The sequence below is a fragment of the Alloalcanivorax sp. C16-2 genome (genome assembly GCF_046507615.1).
In the GTDB taxonomy this organism is placed as follows: domain Bacteria; phylum Pseudomonadota; class Gammaproteobacteria; order Pseudomonadales; family Alcanivoracaceae; genus Alloalcanivorax; species Alloalcanivorax marinus_A.
In genome coordinates this window covers 613,804-636,476 of record NZ_JBKFTL010000001.1, presented here as the reverse complement: position 1 = coordinate 636,476, position 22,673 = coordinate 613,804, and the positions used below count along the sequence as shown (strand labels likewise).

Genomic DNA, 22,673 nt, shown 5'->3' with positions numbered 1-22,673 from the left:
ATCAGAAACGATAGCTTGCGTTGCCGATCACCATGCGTCGTTCGCCGTAACCACAGTCGAAGCCCGGCCCGCGACACCAGGAGATGAACTCCTCGTCGGTAAGGTTCTTGACCGTCACGTTGAAATCCCAAGGGCCGGTGGCGTAACCGAGCATGGCGTCGTACAGGGTCTCTGACGGGATCTCCGGGCCTCCTCCACCGCCCACGGTATCCCCGATGTAACGCACGCCGGCACCAAGGCGGAATCCGTTTTCCAGTTCGTACTTGCCCCAGACATTGGCGACTTCCTCCGCCACATAGGGCAAGCGAACCCCGGATGTGTCGTCTTTGGCGTCCAGCTTGGTGTAGGTCGCCTGTACCGCCGCCGGCCCCCAGCTCTTACGCACCGCCATTTCCCAGCCCTCAACGGTGGCGCCGGTCTGGCTCAGGCTCACCGGGCTGGTAGGACTGGGCAGCACGCGGTTGGTTTCCTCGATATCGAACCAGGCCGCGGTGATGGAGAGATCCTTACGTGGTGACAGATACTTGAAACCGGCCTCGCGCTGCTCGCCGGTGGTAGCGTCCAGGCTCTCGCCATTGCCAGTGGTGCCCAGATTGGGCACGAAGGCCTCGGAATAGCTGATGTAGGGCGACAAACCGAAATCGAACCGATACATCAAACCAAGGCGACCGCTGGTCTCCTCATCATCACTTTCCGTGTTGTCGCCGCCGACCACATACACCTTGTTGGTGCTGTCATCCCGGCGCAACGCACCGGAGACCACCACGCGACCGATTTCCATATGGTCGATCAGATACACGCCGGTCTGCTTGATCTTGTTGTCATTGGCATCCTGGGGGTCGAGCACACCGTAAGCCACGTCGCCGTATTGAGGGTTATAAACGTTGATCGGCGTACCTGCTCCGGAAAAGACATTTTCTTCCTCCCACAGAGCGTCCTGGCGGTCCACGCCCAGAGCCAATTTATGGCGGGTAGGCCCCAGGGCGACATCACCCTTCAAGCGAACGTCGAAGTTAAGAATTTCCGTCTTCTTGTCCGCCATGTAGATCGTGCGTGGCATATTGCCGTCAGCATCGGGGCTCGCGCCCACGGTGGTCCAGTGCTCCCGGGTTTCCGAGCTGCTCTCCGTATAGCGAGCCGTGGCCGCCACGCCCCATTGATCGGTGAACCGATGATCAACGAACAACGTGACCTCATCCTTGCGCCGGTCATAGCGGTCCCAGTCCGGCTCACCGACGAAGGTGTCGGAACCGATTTCGCCCTTGGGGCCCGGCTCGATAGTGCCCTGGGCCGGCAGGAACTGGGCCGAAACCTGGCCAGTATCTTCCTGGCTGTTGAAAAGCACGCTGACCGTAGTGTCGTCCGTGGGCAACCAGGTGATCGACGGCGCGAACAAATAGCCGTCGTCATCCACATGATCCACCTGGGTCCCGCTATTCCGCTTCAGGGCCACCAGTCGGTACAGTAGCTTGCCGTCCTCGGACAGGGGGCCGGTCACGTCCGCCGCCAGTTGCTGACGGTCATAGTTGCCGACCTGGGCATGCAACTCGCCTTGCTGCTTCGCCTTTGGGAGCTTGGAGACCCCGTTAAGGATGCCGCCCAGTTCCGCCTGGCCGTAAAGCACCGACGAAGGTCCCTTCAGAACTTCGATGCGCTCCAGCCCGAAGGTGTTGGGACGCACCGTGTTGTAGGAACCGTAATTGGCGCGCAGGCCATCGATGTACAGGGAAGGATTGAGACCACGGATCTTGGCGGAATCGCCCCGCGTGTCGAAGCCGAAGTTACCGGAATACACACCGGAAGTGTACAGAAGCGCATCCTGAATATTCTTGGCGCCGGTATCCTCCATGGTCGAGCGGTCGATGACCTCGATACCGAAGGGTTGCTCTTCCACCGGCACGTCCAGCTTGCCGGCCTGGGGGCGCTGGTCCGCCGTGATGTAGTCGTCGTCGGGGGCCTCATCGGCCACTTCCACCGGCGCCAGGTTGCCGCTTTCCTGGGCCAGCAAACCCGCCGACCAGAAGGCCGCCGACAGGGCGAGGACAGCCCCGGTGGCGCGGCGCACGCCGCGCCGGGTGGAGGGTAAGGAATCCAGCATGATCAGGTCGCTCCCAAAACAATCCGCGTTAGGCAACAGATAATAATAATGGTTCGCATTATACTTACCAGTTACCAATTGTTAAGCCCCGCTCACCTCTCCCCGCTCAGCGATCGAAGGGAGTAAGCTGGGACGGGCGGGCACCCTGTCACACCCCTGTCACACCAATGTCATGGAATGGGAGGCCCCGCGCCCGCTTCAGGAAGAGACCATGAACGACATCGCCATCGACCCCAACGCCATCGACCTGAACAATCCGGATTACTACATCAATCGGGAATTGAGCCTGCTTCAGTTCAATCTGCGGGTGCTGGAGCAGGCGATGGACGAGAACCACCCGCTGATGGAGCGGCTCAACTTCCTGCTGATTTTCTCTTCCAACATGGATGAATTCTTCGAGATCCGCGTGGCGGGCCTGAAGAACCGGCTGGAGACGGGTACCGGACAGCCCGGCCCGGACGGCATGCTGGCCCAGGAGATCCTCGACGAAATCGCCCGCGTCACCCATGAGGCGGTGCAGCGCCAGTACCACATTCTTCAGGACATTCTGCTGCCGGCGCTGGCCGAGGAAGGCGTGCACTTCCTGCGCCGCGAACATTGGACACCCCAGCAGGCGGAGTGGGTGAAGAAGTACTTCCGCGAGCAGGTGTACCCGGTGCTGACACCGATCGCGCTGGACCCGGCTCACCCCTTCCCGAGGCTGGTGAACAAGAGCCTCAACTTCATCGTGCCCCTGGACGGCAAGGACGCCTTCGGCCGCTCCACGGGCCTGGCCATCGTGCCGGCGCCACGTTCACTGCCTCGGCTGATCCGTCTGCCGGAGCACATCTGCGAAAACGGCAACGACAACTTCATCTTTCTGTCGTCGATGATCCACGCCCATGTCAGCGATCTGTTCCCCGGCATGTCGTCCACCGGCTGCTACCAGTTCCGGGTGACCCGCAACGCGGACCTGGAGGTGGACGAGGACGTCGAGGATCTGGCCAGCGCGCTCAAGGGGGAACTGCTGTCGCGCCGCTATGGCGATGAGGTGCGGCTTGAAGTAGCGGACAACTGCCCGCGTCATCTGATCGACTACCTGCTGGAGCAATTCGAGCTGACCGAGCAGGACGCCTATGAAGTGAACGGCCCGGTGAACCTGGCGCGCATGTTCACCAGCGTGAACCGGCCACGCCTGCATTACCCGCCCTTCACACCTCGCATACCGGCGGCGGTGCGCAAGACCGAGAGCATCTTCGACGCCATTGATCAGGGCGACATTTTGATGCACCACCCGTTCGAGAGTTTTTCACCGGTGGTCAACCTGCTGGCCGAGGCGGCCCGGGACCCCAGGGTATTGGCGATCAAGCAGACCCTGTACCGCACCGGCACCAATTCCGAGATTCTCGACCACCTGGAAACCGCCGCCCGCAACGGCAAGGAAGTGACCGCCGTGGTGGAGCTGCGCGCGCGCTTCGACGAGGAATCCAACATCGAGGGCGCGCGGCGCCTGCAGGAAGCCGGCGCCATGGTGGTGTACGGGGTGGTGGGCTACAAAACTCACGCCAAGATGCTGCTGGTGGTGCGCCGCGACGGCGATGGCATCAAGCGCTATGCCCATGTGGGCACCGGCAACTACCACACCAAGACCACCAAGATTTACACGGACTATGGTTTGATGACCGCCGAAAAGGGACTCTGCCAGGACGTCCACAAGATCTTTCAGGAGCTCACCGGCATGGGCAAGGCGGCGCGGCTCAAGCAGCTCAAGCACTCGCCGTTCACCCTGCATCCAAGCCTGATCCAGTGGATCAATTTCGAGACCGAGCAGGCCCGGGCCGGCAAGCCGGCGCGCATCATCGCCAAGTTCAATTCCCTTACCGAGGAGCACATCATGCAGGCCCTGTACCGGGCCAGCCAGGCGGGGGTGGAAATCGATCTGATCGTGCGCGGCATCTGCTGCCTGCGGCCGGGCATCCCGGGCCTGTCGGAAAACATCCGCGTGCGCTCCATCATCGGCCGTTTCCTGGAGCACACCCGCATCTACCATTTCCACCACGCCGGCGACGACCTGGTCTACTGCTCCAGCGCCGACTGGATGGATCGCAACCTGTTCAACCGGGTGGAAACCTGCTTTCCAGTGAACGACCCGGCACTCAAGGCGCAGGTGCTGGAGCAAGGGCTTGGCTTCTATCTGCGCGACAATGGCCAGGCCTGGCGGCTCAATGCCGACGGCAGCTACAGCCGCGTGCAACCGGCGGAAGGGGAAGCGCCCTTCCTGGCCCAGCAGGCCCTGCTCAGCGCCCTGGCGGGCGCCTGACGGCCAAACCAGCCTGTAGGAGCGGCTCTACAGCACGGTAAGAGTGTAATCCGCCGCCTGGAAATACTCCTGTTCCTGCTCCAGATCCGCCTGGGTAAGCGGGTGGTTCTCCAGCCAGCCGGCCGGGAACTCCAGCGTCAGCGCGCGCGGGTCCGCGCTCAGGGTGATCGGCGGCACCGGGTCGTCGTTGCGGGCATGGTGCAGGCGGCAGGCGAGCCGCAGGATCAGGCAGAGCCGCAACCAGCGGGCCTGCTCATCTTCCGGCGCCTCGGCCAGGGACGACAACGGCAGCTTGCGACGGTGGCCACGCACCAGCAACGCCACCGCCTGCTGCTCTTCCCGGGAGAAACCGGGCAGGTCCGAGTGGGTCACCAGATAGGCCCCGTGCTTGTGAAACTGGCTGTGTGACACCGCCAACCCCAGTTCATGGAGCAGCGCCCCCCAGCGCAGGGTATCGGCGGCGCCTTCATCGTCCAGCTCCCAGGCGGCGGCCACCTGGTCGTAGAGCCGGCGGGCGGTAGCGGAGACCCGTTCCGCCTGGGCGCGCTCCACATGGTAGCGGTTGAGAATCGCCTGGATGCTGCGCTCACGGACGTCCTCATGGCTGAAACGCCCGAGCAGATCGTAAAGCAGCCCCTCGCGCAGGGCACCACCGGACACCTGCATATGGGCGAGACCCAATTGCTCGAAAATGCCAAGCAGGATCGCCAGGCCGGGGGCGAAGATCGGCTTGCGATCCTCGCGCAACCCTTTCAGCGAAAGAGCCTCCGCGCTACCCGCCTTGATCACCTTGCGGCGTGCTTTCTCCAGCCCTTCCAGGGAGACCCCTTCCTGGCTCCAGCCGTTCTCCTCGCACACCTGGGCAATCGCCTTGACGGTGCCGGAAGCCCCCACCGCCTGGGCCCAGCCGAGCCGGCGATAGTTGGTCTCGATGGATAACACTTCCTGGCGGGCGGCGGTCACCGCCTTGCGGAAAGCCGCCTCGGTGATGCGCCCGTCGGCGAAGAAACGCTGCCCGTAGCTGACGCATCCCATGTGCAGGGATTCGGTTTCGGCGGCCTCGAAACGCTCGCCGATGATCAGCTCCGTGGAACCACCGCCAATGTCCACCACCAGCCGGGTGCCGGCGTCATCGGCCAGGCTGTGGGCCACCCCCAGATAGATCAGGCGCGCCTCTTCGCGGCCCGCCACCACCTCGATATCGTGGCCCAGCTGAGCCTCCGCGCGAGCGATAAAACGGCTTGAATTACGGGCCATGCGAAGTGTGTTAGTGCCCACTACGCGCACATTGCCCCGGGGCACGCCGGCGATCCGCTGAGCGAAGCGGCCCAGGCATTCCAGCGCCCTTTCCTGGGCGGCGGCGTCCAACTGATTATCCGGCGTCAGGCCGGCGCCGAGCTGCACTTTTTCGGAGAGGCTTTCCAGAATCCGCACCTCGCCCTGGGCCTGGCGGGCCACCACCATGTGGAAGCTGTTCGACCCCAGATCGATGGCGGCCATGTGTTCGGGTTGTCGCAAAACCGTCCTCCTCGGCGGATTCGGCCGGCGCCTCCATAGGCGGCCGCTGTCGGCACCATTGCCCGGCGCGCTTGAAATCCGCGCCCCAGACCCTGATATTAATGACCCTCTGCATTGCCATGATCGCATGGCGTGCCCCACATCCCGCGAGCCTAGCAGGAGATTTCAATGAGCGGCGAGATTATCAACGTGACCGACGCGGATTTCGAGGAGAAAGTCCTGAAAGCCGACGGCCCGGTTCTGGTGGACTACTGGGCGCCCTGGTGCGGCCCGTGCAAGATGGTGGCGCCGATCCTGGAGGATCTCTCCGGCGAATACGCGGACAAGCTGACCATCGCCAAGCTGAACATCGACGACAACCCGGAAACGCCCAAGAAATACGGCGTACGTGGCATCCCCACCCTGACCGTGTTCAAGAACGGCGACGTGGAAGCCACCAAGGTGGGCGCGCTTTCCAAGTCCCAGCTCACCGCCTTCCTGGACAGCACGCTCTGAACCGGGACCGGTAACCGGCCCAGCCCCGTGGGGACCAGCGCAAATGGTTGGCTTCACGGGCTGGACAGCCCCCGAACCCGATGGTACATTCCCGAATCAGCGTATTCGCACCCTCTGGCAGGGATCACCGTTTTGTCCGTTTTGCGCCTTTCCGGCAAACGTCCTTAACGGGGTAATCACCGCCGCCGGCCCCTGGGAATCAGGCCCCGCCGCACGGTGATTCGCAAGGGTCACATCTTTACTCGTTCCCGTTTGATGCGTCAGGCCATGTCCGGCCCCCCTTTATTGCTTTGGTAAGGGCCGCCGAAACAGGGCCCAGCGAATGCACGCCATTTTTGGATCCGAAAAACGAATCAATTAGAGCATCCCGAGGCCCGTCGGCCCGGATGCGCCGGACCATCGAGACACCACCCCATGGTGCATCCCGTCAATTCATTTCTGGACACCCTGTAAAACTCCAATGAATCTAACCGAACTGAAACAGAAGCCGATCGGCGAACTGCTGGATATTGCCAAGGAACTCGGCCTGGAGAACCTGGCGAGAACCCGCAAACAGGACGTAATCTTCTCCATCCTCAAGAAAGCCGCCAAGAACGGCTCCGACATCTACGGCGACGGGGTTCTGGAGATCCTGCAGGACGGGTTCGGTTTCCTCCGCTCCGCGGAAGGCTCCTACCTGGCCGGCCCGGACGACATCTACGTCTCCCCCAGCCAGATCCGGCGCTTCAACCTGCGCACCGGCGACACCATTTCCGGCAAGATCCGGCCCCCCAAGGATGGCGAACGCTACTTCGCCATGCTCAAGGTCAACGAGATCAACACCGACCGCCCGGAAAACGCCAAGAACAAGATCCTGTTCGAGAACCTGACGCCGCTGTTCCCCACGGAACGCTTCGTCATGGAAATCGGCAACGGCTCCACCGAGGACATCACCGCCCGGGTGATCGACCTTGTGGCGCCGATCGGCAAAGGGCAGCGCGGCCTGATCGTCGCCCCGCCCAAAGCCGGTAAGACCATGCTCCTGCAGAACATCGCCCACTCCATCGCCCGCAACAATCCCGAAGCCCACATGATCGTGCTGCTGATCGACGAGCGGCCCGAGGAAGTGACCGAGATGTCACGCACGGTGCGCGGCGAAGTGGTGGCCTCCACCTTCGATGAACCGCCGGCCCGCCACGTGCAAGTCGCCGAGATGGTGATCGAGAAAGCCAAGCGGCTGGTGGAGCACAAACAGGACGTGGTGATCCTGCTCGACTCCATCACCCGTCTGGCGCGCGCCTACAACACCGTGCAGCCCAGCTCCGGCAAGGTGCTCACCGGTGGTGTCGACGCCCACGCCCTGGAAAAACCCAAGCGCTTCTTCGGCGCCGCCCGGAACATCGAGGAAGGTGGCAGCCTGACCATCCTCGCCACCGCCCTGGTGGAAACCGGCTCCAAGATGGACGAAGTGATCTACGAGGAGTTCAAGGGCACCGGCAACATGGAACTGCACCTGGACCGCAAGGTCGCCGAGAAGCGCGTGTTCCCGGCCATGAACATCAAACGCTCCGGCACCCGCCGCGAAGAGCGCCTGGTCAGCGAGGACGAACTGCAGAAGATGTGGATTCTGCGCAAGGTCCTGCACCCCATGGACGAAATCGGCGCCATGGAATTCCTCATCGACCGCATGAAGCAGACCAAAACGAACGCGGAGTTCTTCGACTCCATGAAGCGCAAGTAACACCGGCGGTCTTTCCACAAGACCCCGTAACGCAAAACGCCCCGGTCATCGCCGGGGCGTTTTGCGTTTCAGGCCGCCCCCTCCAGCTTATATTGATACGCTCTACTGTACCGTGGGAACTACACGTCCGCCTGCCTTTTCTTATTAGCAGACCGAAGTGCTGAATACTCTTTAAACTTCGGCCGTATTTTATATATTATTTCAAGTAGAGACTGGAGAAAGTCCATTGAGCTATTAACTTCATCTAAAGTTACATTGATATCTGTAACATGTGCGCTCTCATTTCTAAGAACTCTCAGCTCGTTAGCCCAGGAATAGAGCTCCTCGCTTAATGCGCCTTCGTCGCGCATCAGCTTGAGGCCTTGGTAAATTGTCTTACAACTTGAATCAAAATCTTTGCAAACAGCCTCCAATGTTCTACCTATCATTGCAGCTGCAGACATAGGGAGCTTTGCTTTAATCGCCTCGACTGCTTCGGAATACGAATCCCCTACGGTATCCGGAACTTCGAAATCCAAGAACCTTGGTTCAGAAGGCCACAGATAATGAAATGTGGCAATCTCTCCACATTTATCAAAAGTTAGCTCGACATCCTCTCTGTAAAAAAGAGAGACCTGATTGCAAGCTCTGCACAAGGCCAACGAGTATTCTTCCGGACACTCGTCATTGGATGGATGGTCATAACAGTAAATGTAGTCAAATGCATCCTCGGCCTGGCAGTACCGGCAGCGCTGCTCGATGATATCCCTCATATCTTCCATGCCATACCTGCTAACGCCGACAGCACGCGCGGTGATCTGCGACCAGTTTCATGGACACTTTCAGGCACACGCACCGATGTATTCCTCCGGGCTTTTGTACTCGATCCCTGAGCGGAGCCTATCGCGATTGTAGAAGTCGGTGTACTCCACGATTCTTGCCACTGCTTCGATTTCATTAGCGAACCGACGCTGATGCACCAGTTCTGCTTTCAGTGTATGGAAGAAGGATTCCACGGTCGCATTGTCCAGTGGATTCCCCTTCCGGCGCATGCCGGCCTGCTCGACCAGATCCCGATACTCATGGGCGGCATACTCGATGCCCTGGTCGGAGTGGAACACACAGCCCGGCTGCGGGCATTGTCGTGACAGCGCCATGCGAAGCGCACTCTTGGTCAGCTCCGCATTTCTCGAGCGACTGAACGACCACCCCACCACGCGACGGCTGAACAGATCCAAGACCACGGCATGGTAGAGCCAGCCACTCGGCGTCCTTATGTAGGTAAAATCCCCGGCCCGGTGCTGCCCTTCGCCCGAGGGCGGCGCGTCCTTGGCCAGTACGTTGCTCGCCGAAGTATAGAAAGCATGCCGACCCGGGTTCCACACATAAAGCCCCTTGGTGGAGGCATGAACGCCGGCTTCTTTCATCAGCCTGGACACCCGCCGGATGCTGCAGGACAGGCCACTCTGGCGGAGTTGCTGATGCACCCGCCGGGCGCCACAGGCCCGGCGGAAGCCCTGGTGAAGCTCGACAATCGCGCCCATCAGTAACTTGTCGTGGCGTCGGTGATCGCTCTCGGCACGACTGCACCAGGCATAGTAGCTGCTGCGGGAGACGCCGAGCAGACTGCATAGGCAGCGCACGTCACGGTGGCCACGGTTCTTCTCAACCAGCTCATAGAGCCTTACTTTTCCCGCTGGAAGAACCGCTCGGCCTTTTTTAGCAAGTCAATCTCGTCATCGCGCTGGGCCAGTTGCTGCTCCAGCTTTTTGATCCGTCTCTCCGCAGCCGCCAATTTCTCTTCGGTCGCCCTGGTCGGATCTGCTCGGGTCGGCCGCCGTTCCGGGGAAGGCTTTTCCGTTTTCATGTTTTTATTCTCCCTGAGCTCGCACCGCCCGGCCTCCATCTGCCAGCGATAGAGCATCACCGGATGGATACCCAATGACTCTGCCACATCCTTGGACTTAACGTCAGGGTGATTAGCCAATGCAACGGCTTGGATCTTGTAAGCCAGGGTGTAACGATCGTATTTTCTCTTCTTGGTCTGTCCCACTCTGCACCTCTCTCATAAACAGAAAACTCTGTCCACAAAAGTGGTTACAGATCACGGCTACGAAATGGAGGCGAAGCCGCAATGTAGTATGCGTCGTTAGGCTTTAGGGCCATTCTGTTGCAGCCATTTTTGCGATTCCTCAACAACTTCCATAAAGCGAAACCCCAGATCTCTTTTATACAATCGGAGAGGGTTTTCGTCTGACTCACTGTCAGCCAGATGTATCTTATACTCCGGCACCTCTGGCTGTTCCCCGTACCTCTCGGAAAAGAGCCTTATCTTATCGATGATGACCAACCACTGAAGCGCACGCTCTGGGGATAGGTTGACAGCCAAAACCAATGCATTTCTAAAGTCATCCAAGCGTGTGTGTGCAGTCTGCATGGCCAACTTCAGCGGAAGAAATTTTGCGTTTCGATCCTTTATTTCGATAATCGTCTGCTCCAGCCAATCACCCTCTAGAACATGCCTCTGAACATGAGGCAGCGCTGTTTCGTGCCCGAAAACACGACATCGATCATAAGAATCAAGCACTGCTGCAAGCAACGAATTCAGAACAAAAATCGACTTGGCTTCCTTGGCTGACCGAGGAAAATAGTCAATCAGAAGATAGAATATATACGCCGCCACAAGGCTGACCAGAACCCCGGCACTTATACTTCGAGCAGCCTCGCTTACGAGAATTGGTTCAAGAATCGTTCCCGATAAATACTCTGTCAGAGGAAGTCTTGCCTCAATTAAACACAACAGAAGAAAAGCCCCTGCGGCAACCACTAGCAGCCTGCGCTCTCTTCTGTCGACCAACAACCTCGCGGTACTCAATGTTTCTCCATTCTTATTAAGCCTAACACCCCAAGCAGGGGCATATTTTTGCGTTTTGAGTGCAGCGAAGCAAAAATATGCCCCACTGCCTTGGATGGTTATACGTTTATCAGCGCTTTAACCGCCTCTTTGAGCTCCGTTTCACTGAAGCCCAGATAGATTAAAAAGCTAATTATTGCAACAAGCTCGATTAGCCTTACAACGCTACCTGCTAAACTTTTTTCAAAAGACTCTGACTTGAAGCCGGCGGTCCCAAGAACCCAAAAAGGAAAACGCAATACTTTACTTATTGCCTCGCCAAGCCAGAAAAAAGGATTGATAAGTTTCAATAGCTGCGTTCTTTCCGATTCACCACACGCCCCAATAGTTTCATTTAGTAGATCAAGTTTTTGGTCATCCGAAATAAGTCCATCTGCATCATTATTCAAAATTGTAGAGAATGCATGGTGTTTTACCTTGTGCGCAGGATCAAAGGCTAAAACAGGTATTTCAAAAATATCGGCTAGTCTTTTAGCTTTTGGCAATCCTCTAGCTAAACTCTCTCTCGTGGAGCCAACCTCAGAAAGATAGTAGTTTATCTCGTCTACAGAGCCACCCGAAAACGTCTTTTCTTTATTGGATAGAAACCACTTGGCAAGCTGATAGTAGCTCTCCAGAAATTTCCTATCTGATTTGATACTAAAATAGATCATATGTACCTATGTATAACGTTCCGGTAACGCGCTTGTCGCGTGCACCGGCTTGTTAAGATTGCCTATAGCGTTCTTTAACAAGACGAACAATTATGCGGTTAACAATGGCTTGCTCATGGCTTATGAGAGACGCTTCCATCTCTTCCTCAGAGAGAATTCCTTCATCTTTAACCAAATCATTTAATTCCTGACTGAACTCAACCAGATCACCTGTCATTTGCAAAGAGAACTTATAGCCATTCGCTATACCTGAGATCTCTGCAGCACCGATGCAAAACTCCTGCATCACATCATTTAATGATCGCCTAGCTGGCAGATCTGGTCGAACATAGCGGTCCGCCTGAGGAAGCCTTTCATTGCCTTCCACTTCTTCAATGTCAGAGAAATCATCGCCACCCCCGTTTACCTCCCTTACAAACCAATCAATTATCTCGTATTCACTTTTCCCGCTTTCCTTCATTTCAAAAGCAATTTTCAGAATCCCATCAGATAAAATCTGTCTGTAAGAAATTTCTTCTACCATCTTTAACTCTGGAACGGAATTGACCAATTTTCTTGCTAACGCCCTACGCGCTTTTTCTTTTTCAATTTTCTTTTTGTATTCAATATATTTATCGTACGCACCGCTACTATTGGCCCTTTCTTTGAACCTATTTCCGGCGCTCACATAATGAGAAACCCATCTCATGGTTTTTCCGTATTCTTGATCAAGATATTGGTCAGAAATCTCCTCTAAATTTTCATGAACAATGGCTTTCTCAGCAGGATTAATCAAAAAAAAGAAAACAACAATAAATCCTAAGATTATAATCAGTATCCACCCCATGACCTATTCCTCTTAACGCCCGGCTCACGCGCCGGTTTGTAGCTGCGCAGCGGCGAAAAATCGGTCGCTGTGCAGCCGATTGTTAGCCCAACTCTAGAACAGAGTCTTGGTAAATTTATCTACCCCGCTTATTAATTCTTGAGCTTCTTCTTTGGTCGGTTCCCTATCTTTGTTGTGGTCACACAAATTACGGATATCGCCGAGCCTCTGAATTTGGCGCCACTCCGGTGTATCCACAACGTCAGATTGTTTCAAAAGATCATTAAAGTCACTGATAGTGGGATTCTTTTTACGAGTTGTAATATTGTGATTCTCTGCCACTTGGGACAAATGTTTCTCTAATACAACTCCGCACACGGCGCCAGATGCTCGAACGAAGCCCCGCTTCAACAGTTCTTGTGCAGCCGCGAGTTCGGAGTCAAAAAGGTCAGCTTGCACCAATTGCTTTATGTCATATAGGGAACTCTCGAACCTTGTGGACACAGCCTTTAAAATTGCCCGCTGCTGCTCAAAGTGCGGAATCGCAGCTTGCGGCCCCACTACCTCCTCTTTTTCCCATCCGCGAGTAACCCTCAACCCCTGCAAGTAATCCTCTATCCGGTAGTTTTCGAAAGTGATGTCTTTGCGCGGCTTGGGTTTTTCATAATGCCGAGTAAAGTCTGAAAGTCTATCGGGCAATAACTGCTTTATCAGGGCTTTTGAGGCTGAGTACCATTCTTGGTACTCAACTTTAAAATTTGGCAGAGACCTCTTTAGTTTCTTGAAATCTTCACCGTACGCTTCCTCTACGGCCTCGGGATGACAGTCATACTGCATCGCGACGAGAAGGAACTGACCCTGATTTATGAGTGAATCGAGGTCTTTCCTGAATTTCTCTATATTAGCTTGCATCCTAGTTTTCCTTGCCAATGGCTAACAGGTATTAGGACGCCGGCTCGAATATCCAATGAACGCGCCAGCGTCATATCCCAGCTTTCGTATTTTTATATAAACCCGAATAAATCAGATATTTCATAAAGTTACAAACCTTTCACGTGGGGTCCGTCCCCGTTCGCGTGGCCGTTGTGTTTACCGGTATCGAGTGTGGCGTCCGTGTGGGCAGCGGTCGGGGTGGCCGGGTGATGCTCTGATGCTGTCACGATCTCCGGCCGGGCTGATCGCGGCTGAAGCGGAGTGCCGCCCAGTCGCTCCTACACAGGCCTTGGGAGGGCGGCGGTGGCGTCATGGCATCGTGGACGGCGGGTGGGCTGTTATACTGCCGCCACCTTGTAGCCGGCGAGACCGTTTTTCATGAAATACCGCGATCTTCGTGACTTCATCCAGCAACTGGAACAGCAGGGCGAGCTGAAACGCATTACCGCCGAGGTGGACCCGCGTCTGGAGATGACGGAGATCTGCGACCGCACGCTGAAGGCGGGCGGGCCGGCGTTGTTGTTCGAGAATCCGAAGGGCTCTTCGATTCCGGTGTTGGGCAATCTGTTCGGCACCGAGCGGCGGGTGGCGCTGGGTATGGGCCGGGATTCCGTGCAGGAACTGCGCGAGCTGGGCGAGCTGCTGGCGTTTCTTAAGGAGCCGGAGCCGCCCAAGGGGTTCCGCGATGCCTGGGAGAAGCTGCCGATTTTCCGCAAGGTGCTGAGCATGAGCCCCAAGGTGAGCGGGTCCGGGCCCTGCCAGCAGCAGGTGATCGAGGGCGAGGACGTGGATTTGGGCCAACTGCCGATCCAGACCTGCTGGCCGGGCGACGCCGGGCCGCTGGTGACCTGGCCGCTGGTGATCACCCGGGGCCCGCACAAGGAGCGCCAGAACCTGGGCATCTACCGCCAGCAGTTGATCGGTCGCAACAAGCTGATCATGCGCTGGCTCGGGCATCGGGGCGGGGCGCTGGACTTCCAGGAGTGGCAAGAGGCGCACCCGGGCGAGCCGTTCCCGGTGGCGGTGGCCTTGGGGGCCGACCCGGCCACCATTCTGGGCGCGGTGACGCCGGTGCCGGACAGCCTCAGCGAGTACGCCTTCGCCGGCCTGCTGCGTGGCAGCAAAACCGAGCTGGTGAAGTGCCTGGGCTCGGATCTGCAGGTTCCGGCCAGCGCCGAGTTCGTGCTGGAGGGGCATATTTATCCCGGCGAGATGGCGGACGAGGGGCCGTTCGGCGACCACACCGGTTACTACAACGAGGTGGAGCGTTTCCCGGTGTTCACCGTGGAGCGCATCACCCACCGCCGCGATCCGATCTATCACAGCACCTACACCGGCCGGCCGCCGGATGAGCCGGCGGTGCTGGGCCTGGCCATGAACGAACTGTTCGTGCCGATCCTGCGCAAGCAGTTCCCGGAGATCGTGGATTTCTATCTGCCGCCGGAGGGCTGCTCCTACCGCATGGCGGTGGTGACCATGAAGAAGCAGTACGCCGGCCATGCCAAGCGGGTGATGATGGGGGTGTGGTCGTTCCTGCGCCAGTTCATGTACACCAAGTTCGTGATCGTCTGCGACGACGATGTGAACGCCCGCGACTGGAAGGACGTGATGTGGGCGATCACCACCCGCATGGACCCGGCCCGGGACACGGTGCTGGTGGAGAACACCCCCATCGACTACCTGGACTTCGCTTCTCCGGTGGCCGGCCTGGGCTCCAAGATGGGCCTGGACGCCACTACCAAATGGCCCGGTGAAACCAGCCGCGAGTGGGGCACGCCGATCACCATGGACGCGGACGTGAAGCAGCGCGTGGACGAACTCTGGGACCAGCTCGGCATTGATCTCTGACAGCGCTTGAAGCGGGTCACGGCGCCATCATATAAACAAGATGCGTAACCGGAGACCCGCGTCATGTCCGACACCCTGACCCTGGGCTGCGCCCACTGCGGCGCGGTCAACCGCATCCCGGCGGCCCGCCGCGCCGACGGCCCGCGCTGCGGCAAATGCAAACGCCCCCTGTTCGAGGGCGCCCCGATCACCCTTACCAGCGCCAATTTCAGCGCCGTGGTGGAACGCTCGGAGCTGCCCGTGGTGGTGGATTTCTGGGCCAGTTGGTGCGGCCCCTGCAAGGTGATGGCGCCGGTGTTCGCCCAGGCCGCCGGCCGGCTGGAGCCGGACCTGCGCTTCGCCAAGCTCGACACCGAAGCGGAGCCGGCCCTGGCCGGGCGCTTTGGCATTCGCAGCATCCCCACCCTGATCGTGTTCCGCGAGGGCCGTGAGCTGGCCCGCCAGGCCGGCGCCATGCAGCCGGCGCAACTGGAGCAGTGGCTGGCCGCTTACCGGCTGTGACTCCCGACCCCGGGGCGGACGGCCCCTGAGTCAATTGCGCCTCGCTGCGTGATTGGTACGATGGTTCCATAAAAACAAACGGGAACCATCATGGCTTTCAATCTTTCCCTGGACCGCCGCGGCTTTCTCAAGGCGCTGGCGGCCACCGCCGGGGCCGGCGCCCTGCCCACCCTGGCCCGCGCCTCGGAGCAACCGGGCGGCGGCCAGTGGCAAAACTGGTCCGGTAACCAGAGCGCCCGCCCCCGGGATCTGGCCTATCCGGCCACCGAGGACGCCCTGAAGCAATTGCTGGCCGCCACCACCGGCACGGTGCGCGCCTTCGGCGGCAGCCACTCGTTCAGCGGCGTGGTGCCCACCGACGACACCCTGGTCTCCCTGGAAGCGATGGCCGGCCTGCGCGGCCGCGATGGCGACGTGCTGCACTTCGGCGCCGGCACCCGCATCGCCCAGGCCGGCGCCCAGGCCTGGGGCGAGGGGCAAAGCCTGATCAACGAACCGGACATCAACCTGCAATCCCTGGCCGGGGCCATCGCCACCAGCACCCACGGCACCGGCCTGGGGCTGCCCAGCCTGTCCGCCCAGGTGGACGGGCTCACCCTGCTGGACATGACCGGCCGGCGCCACCGGCTGACGGCGAAGGACGGCGAGCTGTTCGACGCCGCGCGCTGCTCGGTGGGCGCCCTGGGCCTGGTCACCGAGGTGTCCCTGCGCACCACGCCCGGCTACCGCCTGGAGGAGCACACCTGGACCCTGCCCCTGGACGAAGCCATGGACTTCGTGGCGCGGGAAAAGGACAACTTCCGCAACATCGAATTCTTCGCCTTCCCCCTGGGCGGTACCGCCATCGTGAAAACCATGACGACCACCGACCGGGAAGACGACAACCTGGCCCAGGACGACAGCAACGATCTGCTGGAAATGGTCTCCGAGCTGGCCATGCGCGCCGGCTGGCTGACTTCGACGCTGCAGAAACTGGTGACTTTCTTCGTCGAGGAGAACCGCCGCTGGGGGCCGGCCCACAAGATTTACGCCAACCGCCGCACGGTGCGCTTCAACGAGATGGAATACACGGTGCCCGCGGAGCGGGGCGTGGACTGCCTGCGCCAGGTGTGCGAAGCGATCCGCGAGCGCGACATCAATGTGTTCTTCCCGATCGAGTTCCGCTATGTGGCCGCCGACGACACCCTGCTCTCCATGTTCAGCCAGCGCCCCGGAGCCAGTATCTCCGTGCACCAGTATTACAAGCAGGACTACCGGCCACTGTTCGAGGCCACCGAACCGGTGCTGAGGCGCTGCCAGGGCCGGCCCCACTGGGGCAAACTCCATGGCCTGGGCGCCACGGAGTTGCGCGAGCTGTACCCGCGCTTCGACGACTTCCTGGCAATCCGCCAGGAACTGGACCCAAACGGCCGTCTGCTCAATGATCACCTCAGGCGTTTGTTCCTCGAAAACGGATAACAACCATGAAACGACGCACCTTCCTGCTCGCCCTCGGCGGCGGCCTGGCGGTGGCCTGGTGGCTCAAACCCGGCGACCGGGGCGCGCCCCATCCGCCCTATTTCCAGGGCCTCAACGAACTGCTGCGCAACCGGGGCCCGGGCCGGCCGGTGCTGCTTATCGACCGCCAGCGGCTGGCCGACAACTGCCGGCGCCTGATGGAACGCCTGCCACCGGGCCGGGATTACCGCATCGTCGCCAAGTCCTTGCCCAGCGTGCCGCTGATCCAGGCGGTGATGGCGGAAACCGGCAGCCGCCGGGCGATGGTGTTCCACCAGCCGTTCATCAATGCCCTGGCCGCCGCCGAGCCGGGCTGCGACCTGCTGCTGGGCAAGCCCATGCCGGTGAACGCGGCGGCGCGCTTCTATGAGGAGCTGCCGGCGGACGCCGGCTTCGACCCGGACCGCCAGCTGCAATGGCTGATCGACAGCGAACCCCGGCTGCGACAATACCTGGGCCTGGCCCGGCGCCTGAACCGGCGCCTGCGCGTCAACCTGGAACTGGACGTGGGCCTGCACCGGGGAGGCCTCGCCGACCCCCATGAGCTGGACGCCCTGATGACCCTGATCGACGCCCACCCCGAACATCTGTCGTTCAGCGGTTTCATGGGCTACGACGCCCATGTCGGCAAGGTACCGGCGATTCTGGAAAGCCGCGAGGACTCCCTGCGCAAAAGCCAGGCGGTGTACCAGGGCTTCATCGACCGGCTGTACCACACCCATCCGCGCTACCGGGACCAGCCGCTCACCTTCAACGGCGCCGGCAGCCCCACTTTCGCCCTGCACGGCGACGAAACACCACTCAACGAACTGGCCGCCGGCTCCGCCCTGGTCAAACCCAGCGACTTCGACCTGGACACCCTGGCCGCCTTCGAGCCGGCGGCGTTCATCGCCACCCCGGTGCTCAAGGCCCGGGACGGCCTCGACCTGCCCGGCCCGGTGCCCCTCGGCGACGCCTGGACCCTGTGGGACCCGAACCGGCGGCGCACCTACTTCATTTATGGCGGCTACTGGAAAGCGCAACCGGTGTCGCCGCCGGGCATCGAGAGCAATAGTCTGTACGGCGTGAGCACCAACCAGATGATGTACAACGGCTCCCCGGCCACCGACCTGGAGGTGGGCGACCTGATTTTCTTCCGGCCCACCCAGAGCGAATTCGTGCTACTGCAGTTCGGCGATCTGGCGGCGGTGGCCGACGGCGCCATTCAGGGGTGGTGGCCGCCGCTGCCGCAGGGCGAGGGGCCTTAGCGCGCCGCCCCCATGACGGGCCGGGATGATCGCAACCTACCGCCTCCATCCAAGCTACGGAGCCGCGTGACGCTACCCCGAAGCGTCTCGGTGTGGGCCCGGATGGAGGGAAACAACGCCCACGGAATCCACCAAACCCCGATCCGGCTTTTAATGCTCCTTTACAACCACACCGCAACAAAGGGCCCTTTCGGCTGCCATACTCCTTACTCGTATCCGAGCGAACAAGGAGGATTGCCATGAAAAAGCTGATCATTGCCGCCGCCCTGGCGGGTACCTTCTCCGTGGCCCACGCCGGCGACGCCATCCAGGCGGACAGCGCCGCCATCAAGCAGGGCATTGAGGAAGGCAAGATGGTGCACCTCAGCGGTGAAGTGGTGCAGGTCATGGAAGATGAACATTACCTGCTGCGCGACACCGCCGGCACCATCGAGATCGAACTGGACACCGGCCTCACCGGCGACCGCCAGCTGCAGACCGGCACGCGCCTGGATCTGGTCGGCGAAGTGGACCACGACGACGGCCGCACCCTGGTGGACGTGGAAGAAGTGAACGCCATGCAGGGTTCCGACGCCGCCACCATCGACGGCTGATCACACCGCCACGGCCGGGGCATCGCCCCGGCCCGTTCTTTCCTTCACGACGTGCCTTGCTGACCACGAGCGTGGGCGCCCCAATCCACATGACGGGTCAGTAACATCACCGCCGCCAGCGTGGCGAACAGCAACAGCGATCCCATCAGCAGGGCGTAGTCCTCGGCATTGAGGATGGCGTAGATCAACGCCAGCACCAGCCCCTGGGCGCCAGCGAACCCCCACCCCGCTTTCCGGGAACGCAACACCGCGCTGAGATACACGCCGATCAGGCCGACACAGGCCAGCCCGCCGATGCCATAGGCCCAGGCGAAATCCAGATGTTCGCCCAACGCCACCAACAGCAGATAGAACATGGCCAACGCCAGCCCCACCAGCAGATACTGCATGGGATGCACGGACACGCGCCGCATCACCTCGAACAGGAAGAAAGCGGCGAAGGTCAGGCCGACGATCAGGTAGCTGTATTTGAGTGCCCGCTCGCTGGAAAGCAGGCCGGTGACCGGCTGCACCAGCTCCACCCGCAACGCCTTGTCGCGCTCCTGGCACCGCGCCGTGTCCCTGGCACAGGCGAGGGTGCTCGCCGCCGCCAGACTGTTGGTGTACCAGCGCCCCATGAACCCCTGGTCGGAGATCTCCCGGTCCGCCGGCAGCAACAGGCCGGTGAACCCGGGGTGCGGCCAGTCGCCGCGCAGGGTCATGCGCGTTTCCTTGGCCAGGGGCAGGGCCGCCAGCGACCGGCTGCCATTGAGGTTGAGGTCCACGGAAACGGTGAAGGGCCCCTCCAGTTCCCGGGGCAGCGGCGCCACCAGCACATTGCCGCCCAGGGCTTCCGGTATCTCGCCGGGCTCCAGCAGCGGCAGGGTTCGTTCACCGATACGCAGCCGGGGCCGTTCCGCCAAACCACGCAAATCGCCGACCCGCAATACCAACAGCGCCGGGCCGCGATCGCGCACAGCGCGGTCGGACACCTGCTGCCAGTTTTCCGGAAAACGCGCTTCCAGGTTCAGGCCACTCTGGTAGACCGGTGTCCCGTAGATGCCCCGGTACAGGGTGCGGGTCTTGAGCTGCCCTTCGATGGTGAGGGTGTCCGGCACCTGGCTGGCCAGCTCGTGCCGGAACTCGGCGCGGGTACGGCGTTCGCCGCTTTCCTGGTCCTGGTAGGCAACCTCGTGGCGGCGCACCTGGGGCACCATGATGACCGGGCCGGACACGGTCTGCTCGCCGGCGTATTGGCGGCTTACCTCCTGGCTTACCATCGCCGCGCGCTGCTGGCGTTCGTTGATCTTCGCCTGGATCATCAGCAGCGGCGCCACCAACACCAGCATCAGGCCGATGATGATCAGGATTTTTTTCAATGGGCTCTGGGCCATGGTCGTCTCCCTTGGTTCGGAGCGGCCAGCTTGCCCGGCGGGTGTGGGGGGAATGTGGGCGTTTCGTGTGTGCCCTCAGCCCAGGCAAAGCGTGACGCGCACGCCGTGGTCAAGGTTTTCGACGCGCAGCCAGCCGCCGTGCAGTTCAGCCACTTCGCGGACCATGGCCAGGCCCAGCCCGGAGCTTTTCTCCTCGCCCGGCGCCGGTAGGGAATAGAAGCGTTCGCTGACGCGCTCCAGGGCATAGTCCGGAATGCGCGGGCCGTGGTTGGTGACCGTGACGCCTCCGCTGTCCCCGTCGCGCCAGCCGGCCACCACCAGGGTGGAGCCGGCGTCGGCGAAGCGCAGCCCATTGTCGAGCAGGTTGAACAGCGCCAGCCGGGCGGTGTCCGGGTCCAGGCGCAGCACCGCTTCGCCCTCCAGTGCCACAGCAAGCTGCTTGCCATCAAGCAGCACCTGGCGGCTGCGGCGCCACTCTTCCAGCAACGGTGCCAGAGCTTGATCGCGTCGGGGCGGCAGGCTTTCCAGTTTCTCCAGACGGGCCAGCGCCAGCATGCGATCCAGCAGGTCACTGAGCCGCTGGCTCTCGTGCACCACATTGTCGGTGAGCCGGTGCAGGGCCGGGTCGCTGACTTCCTCGGCGAGAATTTCCCCGGCACCACGAATCGCCGCCAGCGGGCTTTTCATTTCATGGGTGAGCATGGCGGTGTGATTTTCCAGACGGGAGCGTTCTTCCAGGCGCCGGCGCATGGCGGTCACCGCCCGCGCCAGATCGTGAATTTCGTCGCGTACCCGAAAGCGCGGCGGCGCCGGCCGCCCGCCTTCCGCCACCGCCAGCGCATAGGCGCGCAACCTCCCCACCCGGCGGCTGATCCACCAGGCCAGGCCAACCCCCATCAGCAGGCACACGGTCAGCGCCATCCAGCCGTAGCGGATCAGCCGCCTCTCCGCCTGCGCCACGAACGGCTGGATCGAGGCGCCGGGCTTGCCCAGGGTGACCACGCCGATCAGGGTGCCGTCGTGACGTATCGGCGCCGCCACGTACAGCACCGAGGAAGTGGGATCATCCGGGTCGGAGCGGGTGGTACGGGCGCCGTACTTGCCCTGCAGGGTCAGCAACACATCGTTCCATTGCGAGAAATCCTCGCCTTCGTTCATACCCTGGGAATCGAACCGCACCACGCCCCGGGCATCGGTGACATAGATATGGGTGTCGGTGCGGTTCTTGTTCAGGCCCCAGATGGAGGCGGCGGGGGAACGGTCCGCGTAACGCTGCAGAGCGGCCCGCAAATCCGGGGTAATCGTCAGCCGCTGTTCGCCCGCGTCCGAGGCGATGATTTCCGCCAGCAGGTTGGCGGCGTCCACCAGGGTCTCCTCCGCCGACTGGCGTACCAGCGGCTTGGCCTCGCCGAGCACCAGGTCCATGGTGAACCAGCTCACCAGCCCCATCACCAGGAAGAAAATCAGCAGCAGTTGGCGGCTCAGCTTCATGGCCGTTCCAGCACATAGCCCAGGCCACGGCGGGTCACGATCCAGGCATCGCCGCCCAGGGGCCGGAGCTTGGCGCGCAGGGTCTTGATATGGGTGTCCACGGCGCGCTCGAAGCTGTCTTCCTCGCTGCCGCAAATGTCCAGCAGCCGGGCGCGGCTGAACACCTGGCCCGGGTGCCGCACCAGGGCTTCCAGAATCCGGTATTCCGAAAGAGTCAGGGTGAGGGGCCGGTCGCGGAACCAGGCCCGGGCGGCGTGCTCGTCCACGCGCCAGTCCGGCACCGGCGTGGCCGCCGGCGCGGCGCCCTGGCGCTTGAGGATGGCGCGCACCCGGGCCACCACCTCGCGGGGGCTGAACGGCTTGGTGACATAGTCATCGCCGCCCAGCTCCAGGCCCAGGATGCGGTCCAGTTCGTCCTCGCGGGCGGTCAGAAACAGCACCGGCACCTCGCTGTCCCGACGCACCCGCTTGAGCACGTCGAAGCCGTTGATGTCCGGCAGGCCCACGTCCAGCACCACCAGCGCCGGCGGGTCCTTATCCAGCACCGCCAGCGCCTGCTCGCCCCGCTCCACGTGGGTGACCCGGAAATGCTCCCGCTTGAGGGCGAAGCTCAGCGGCTCCGCCACCCTCGGCTCGTCGTCAACGATCAGAATGTGTGCCGTCACGTTTGCCGTCACGATAGCGCCCCTGTTCAAACCGCGCTCATCAT

The 22,673-nt window shown here is 61.0% G+C and carries 20 protein-coding genes; 8 read left to right on the top strand and 12 right to left on the bottom strand.

Translation table 11 applies throughout. The features are described 5' to 3' along the window. Nucleotide 1: 1 nt before the first annotated feature. Entirely contained in the window at nucleotides 2–2,098 is a 2,097-nt protein-coding gene (locus ACLD02_RS03025; RefSeq protein WP_410297906.1) for a TonB-dependent siderophore receptor, read from the bottom strand. Between the two features lie 211 nt (nucleotides 2,099–2,309). On the opposite strand from ACLD02_RS03025, the gene ppk1 reads away from it, so the two are divergent. Further along, entirely contained in the window at nucleotides 2,310–4,397 is a 2,088-nt protein-coding gene (ppk1, locus tag ACLD02_RS03020; protein WP_203103590.1) for a polyphosphate kinase 1, read from the top strand. Nucleotides 4,398–4,424: 27 nt separating this feature from the next. Here ppk1 and ppx read toward each other — a convergent pair whose 3' ends face one another. Next, nucleotides 4,425–5,897 carry an exopolyphosphatase gene (ppx, locus tag ACLD02_RS03015; protein ID WP_410298625.1) on the bottom strand — a complete coding sequence of 491 codons (1,473 nt, stop codon included), beginning with the start codon at nucleotides 5,895–5,897 and terminating at the stop codon, nucleotides 4,425–4,427. Nucleotides 5,898–6,083: 186 nt separating this feature from the next. On the opposite strand from ppx, the gene trxA reads away from it, so the two are divergent. Together trxA and rho are read left to right on the top strand one after the other, a co-directional pair. Beyond that, nucleotides 6,084–6,410 (top strand): thioredoxin TrxA, encoded by a 327-nt coding sequence (gene trxA / locus ACLD02_RS03010; protein ID WP_161386184.1) that lies wholly within the window; start codon nucleotides 6,084–6,086, stop codon nucleotides 6,408–6,410. Between the two features lie 460 nt (nucleotides 6,411–6,870). Then, nucleotides 6,871–8,130, top strand: coding sequence for a transcription termination factor Rho (rho, locus tag ACLD02_RS03005; protein ID WP_194297859.1), 1,260 nt, complete (start codon nucleotides 6,871–6,873; stop codon nucleotides 8,128–8,130). 119 nt (nucleotides 8,131–8,249) lie between these two features. Here the strand turns inward: rho and ACLD02_RS03000 are convergent, their stop codons facing one another. The 7 genes from ACLD02_RS03000 to ACLD02_RS02970 form a co-directional block, all read right to left on the bottom strand. Further along, complete coding sequence (locus ACLD02_RS03000; protein ID WP_410297905.1) at nucleotides 8,250–8,882, bottom strand: DUF4145 domain-containing protein; 633 nt, start codon at nucleotides 8,880–8,882, stop codon at nucleotides 8,250–8,252. Nucleotides 8,883–8,951: 69 nt separating this feature from the next. Next, nucleotides 8,952–9,782 carry an IS3 family transposase gene (locus ACLD02_RS02995; protein ID WP_410298624.1) on the bottom strand — a complete coding sequence of 277 codons (831 nt, stop codon included), beginning with the start codon at nucleotides 9,780–9,782 and terminating at the stop codon, nucleotides 8,952–8,954. Between the two features lie 11 nt (nucleotides 9,783–9,793). After that, the gene (locus ACLD02_RS02990) at nucleotides 9,794–10,162 is read right to left on the bottom strand and encodes a transposase (protein WP_410297904.1); all 369 of its coding nucleotides are present in this window, start codon (nucleotides 10,160–10,162) and stop codon (nucleotides 9,794–9,796) included. A 96-nt stretch (nucleotides 10,163–10,258) separates the two neighbouring features. Beyond that, nucleotides 10,259–10,984 carry a hypothetical protein gene (locus ACLD02_RS02985; RefSeq protein WP_410297903.1) on the bottom strand — a complete coding sequence of 242 codons (726 nt, stop codon included), beginning with the start codon at nucleotides 10,982–10,984 and terminating at the stop codon, nucleotides 10,259–10,261. Nucleotides 10,985–11,082: 98 nt separating this feature from the next. Then, nucleotides 11,083–11,676 (bottom strand): hypothetical protein, encoded by a 594-nt coding sequence (locus tag ACLD02_RS02980; protein ID WP_410297902.1) that lies wholly within the window; start codon nucleotides 11,674–11,676, stop codon nucleotides 11,083–11,085. A gap of 52 nt (nucleotides 11,677–11,728) precedes the next feature. Continuing rightward, the gene (locus ACLD02_RS02975) at nucleotides 11,729–12,502 is read right to left on the bottom strand and encodes a hypothetical protein (RefSeq protein WP_410297901.1); all 774 of its coding nucleotides are present in this window, start codon (nucleotides 12,500–12,502) and stop codon (nucleotides 11,729–11,731) included. Between the two features lie 93 nt (nucleotides 12,503–12,595). After that, nucleotides 12,596–13,393, bottom strand: coding sequence for a hypothetical protein (locus ACLD02_RS02970; protein ID WP_410297900.1), 798 nt, complete (start codon nucleotides 13,391–13,393; stop codon nucleotides 12,596–12,598). Nucleotides 13,394–13,792: 399 nt separating this feature from the next. On the opposite strand from ACLD02_RS02970, the gene ubiD reads away from it, so the two are divergent. The 5 genes from ubiD (at nucleotide 13,793) to ACLD02_RS02945 (ending at nucleotide 19,100) form a co-directional block, all read left to right on the top strand. After that, nucleotides 13,793–15,262, top strand: a complete 1,470-nt coding sequence (gene ubiD / locus ACLD02_RS02965) for a 4-hydroxy-3-polyprenylbenzoate decarboxylase (protein ID WP_410297899.1) — start codon at nucleotides 13,793–13,795, stop codon at nucleotides 15,260–15,262. Nucleotides 15,263–15,325: 63 nt separating this feature from the next. Further along, nucleotides 15,326–15,763, top strand: a complete 438-nt coding sequence (gene trxC, locus ACLD02_RS02960) for a thioredoxin TrxC (protein WP_203103614.1) — start codon at nucleotides 15,326–15,328, stop codon at nucleotides 15,761–15,763. 90 nt (nucleotides 15,764–15,853) lie between these two features. Further along, entirely contained in the window at nucleotides 15,854–17,221 is a 1,368-nt protein-coding gene (locus ACLD02_RS02955) for a D-arabinono-1,4-lactone oxidase (RefSeq protein ID WP_410297898.1), read from the top strand. A gap of 5 nt (nucleotides 17,222–17,226) precedes the next feature. Beyond that, on the top strand, nucleotides 17,227–18,507 hold the full coding sequence (locus tag ACLD02_RS02950; protein ID WP_410297897.1) for an alanine racemase: 1,281 nt from the start codon (nucleotides 17,227–17,229) through the stop codon (nucleotides 18,505–18,507). A gap of 239 nt (nucleotides 18,508–18,746) precedes the next feature. Beyond that, nucleotides 18,747–19,100: a NirD/YgiW/YdeI family stress tolerance protein gene (locus tag ACLD02_RS02945; RefSeq protein ID WP_203103620.1), complete on the top strand. Its 354-nt coding sequence runs from the start codon at nucleotides 18,747–18,749 to the stop codon at nucleotides 19,098–19,100. A 44-nt stretch (nucleotides 19,101–19,144) separates the two neighbouring features. Here the strand turns inward: ACLD02_RS02945 and creD are convergent, their stop codons facing one another. From creD to creB, 3 genes are all read right to left on the bottom strand, one after another. After that, complete coding sequence (gene creD / locus ACLD02_RS02940) at nucleotides 19,145–20,473, bottom strand: cell envelope integrity protein CreD (protein WP_410297896.1); 1,329 nt, start codon at nucleotides 20,471–20,473, stop codon at nucleotides 19,145–19,147. 75 nt (nucleotides 20,474–20,548) lie between these two features. After that, on the bottom strand, nucleotides 20,549–21,964 hold the full coding sequence (creC, locus tag ACLD02_RS02935) for a two-component system sensor histidine kinase CreC (RefSeq protein ID WP_410297895.1): 1,416 nt from the start codon (nucleotides 21,962–21,964) through the stop codon (nucleotides 20,549–20,551). Then, nucleotides 21,961–22,641, bottom strand: coding sequence for a two-component system response regulator CreB (gene creB / locus ACLD02_RS02930; protein ID WP_338015195.1), 681 nt, complete (start codon nucleotides 22,639–22,641; stop codon nucleotides 21,961–21,963). Before creB ends, creC begins: the two co-directional genes overlap by 4 nt. Nucleotides 22,642–22,673 lie beyond the last annotated feature (32 nt).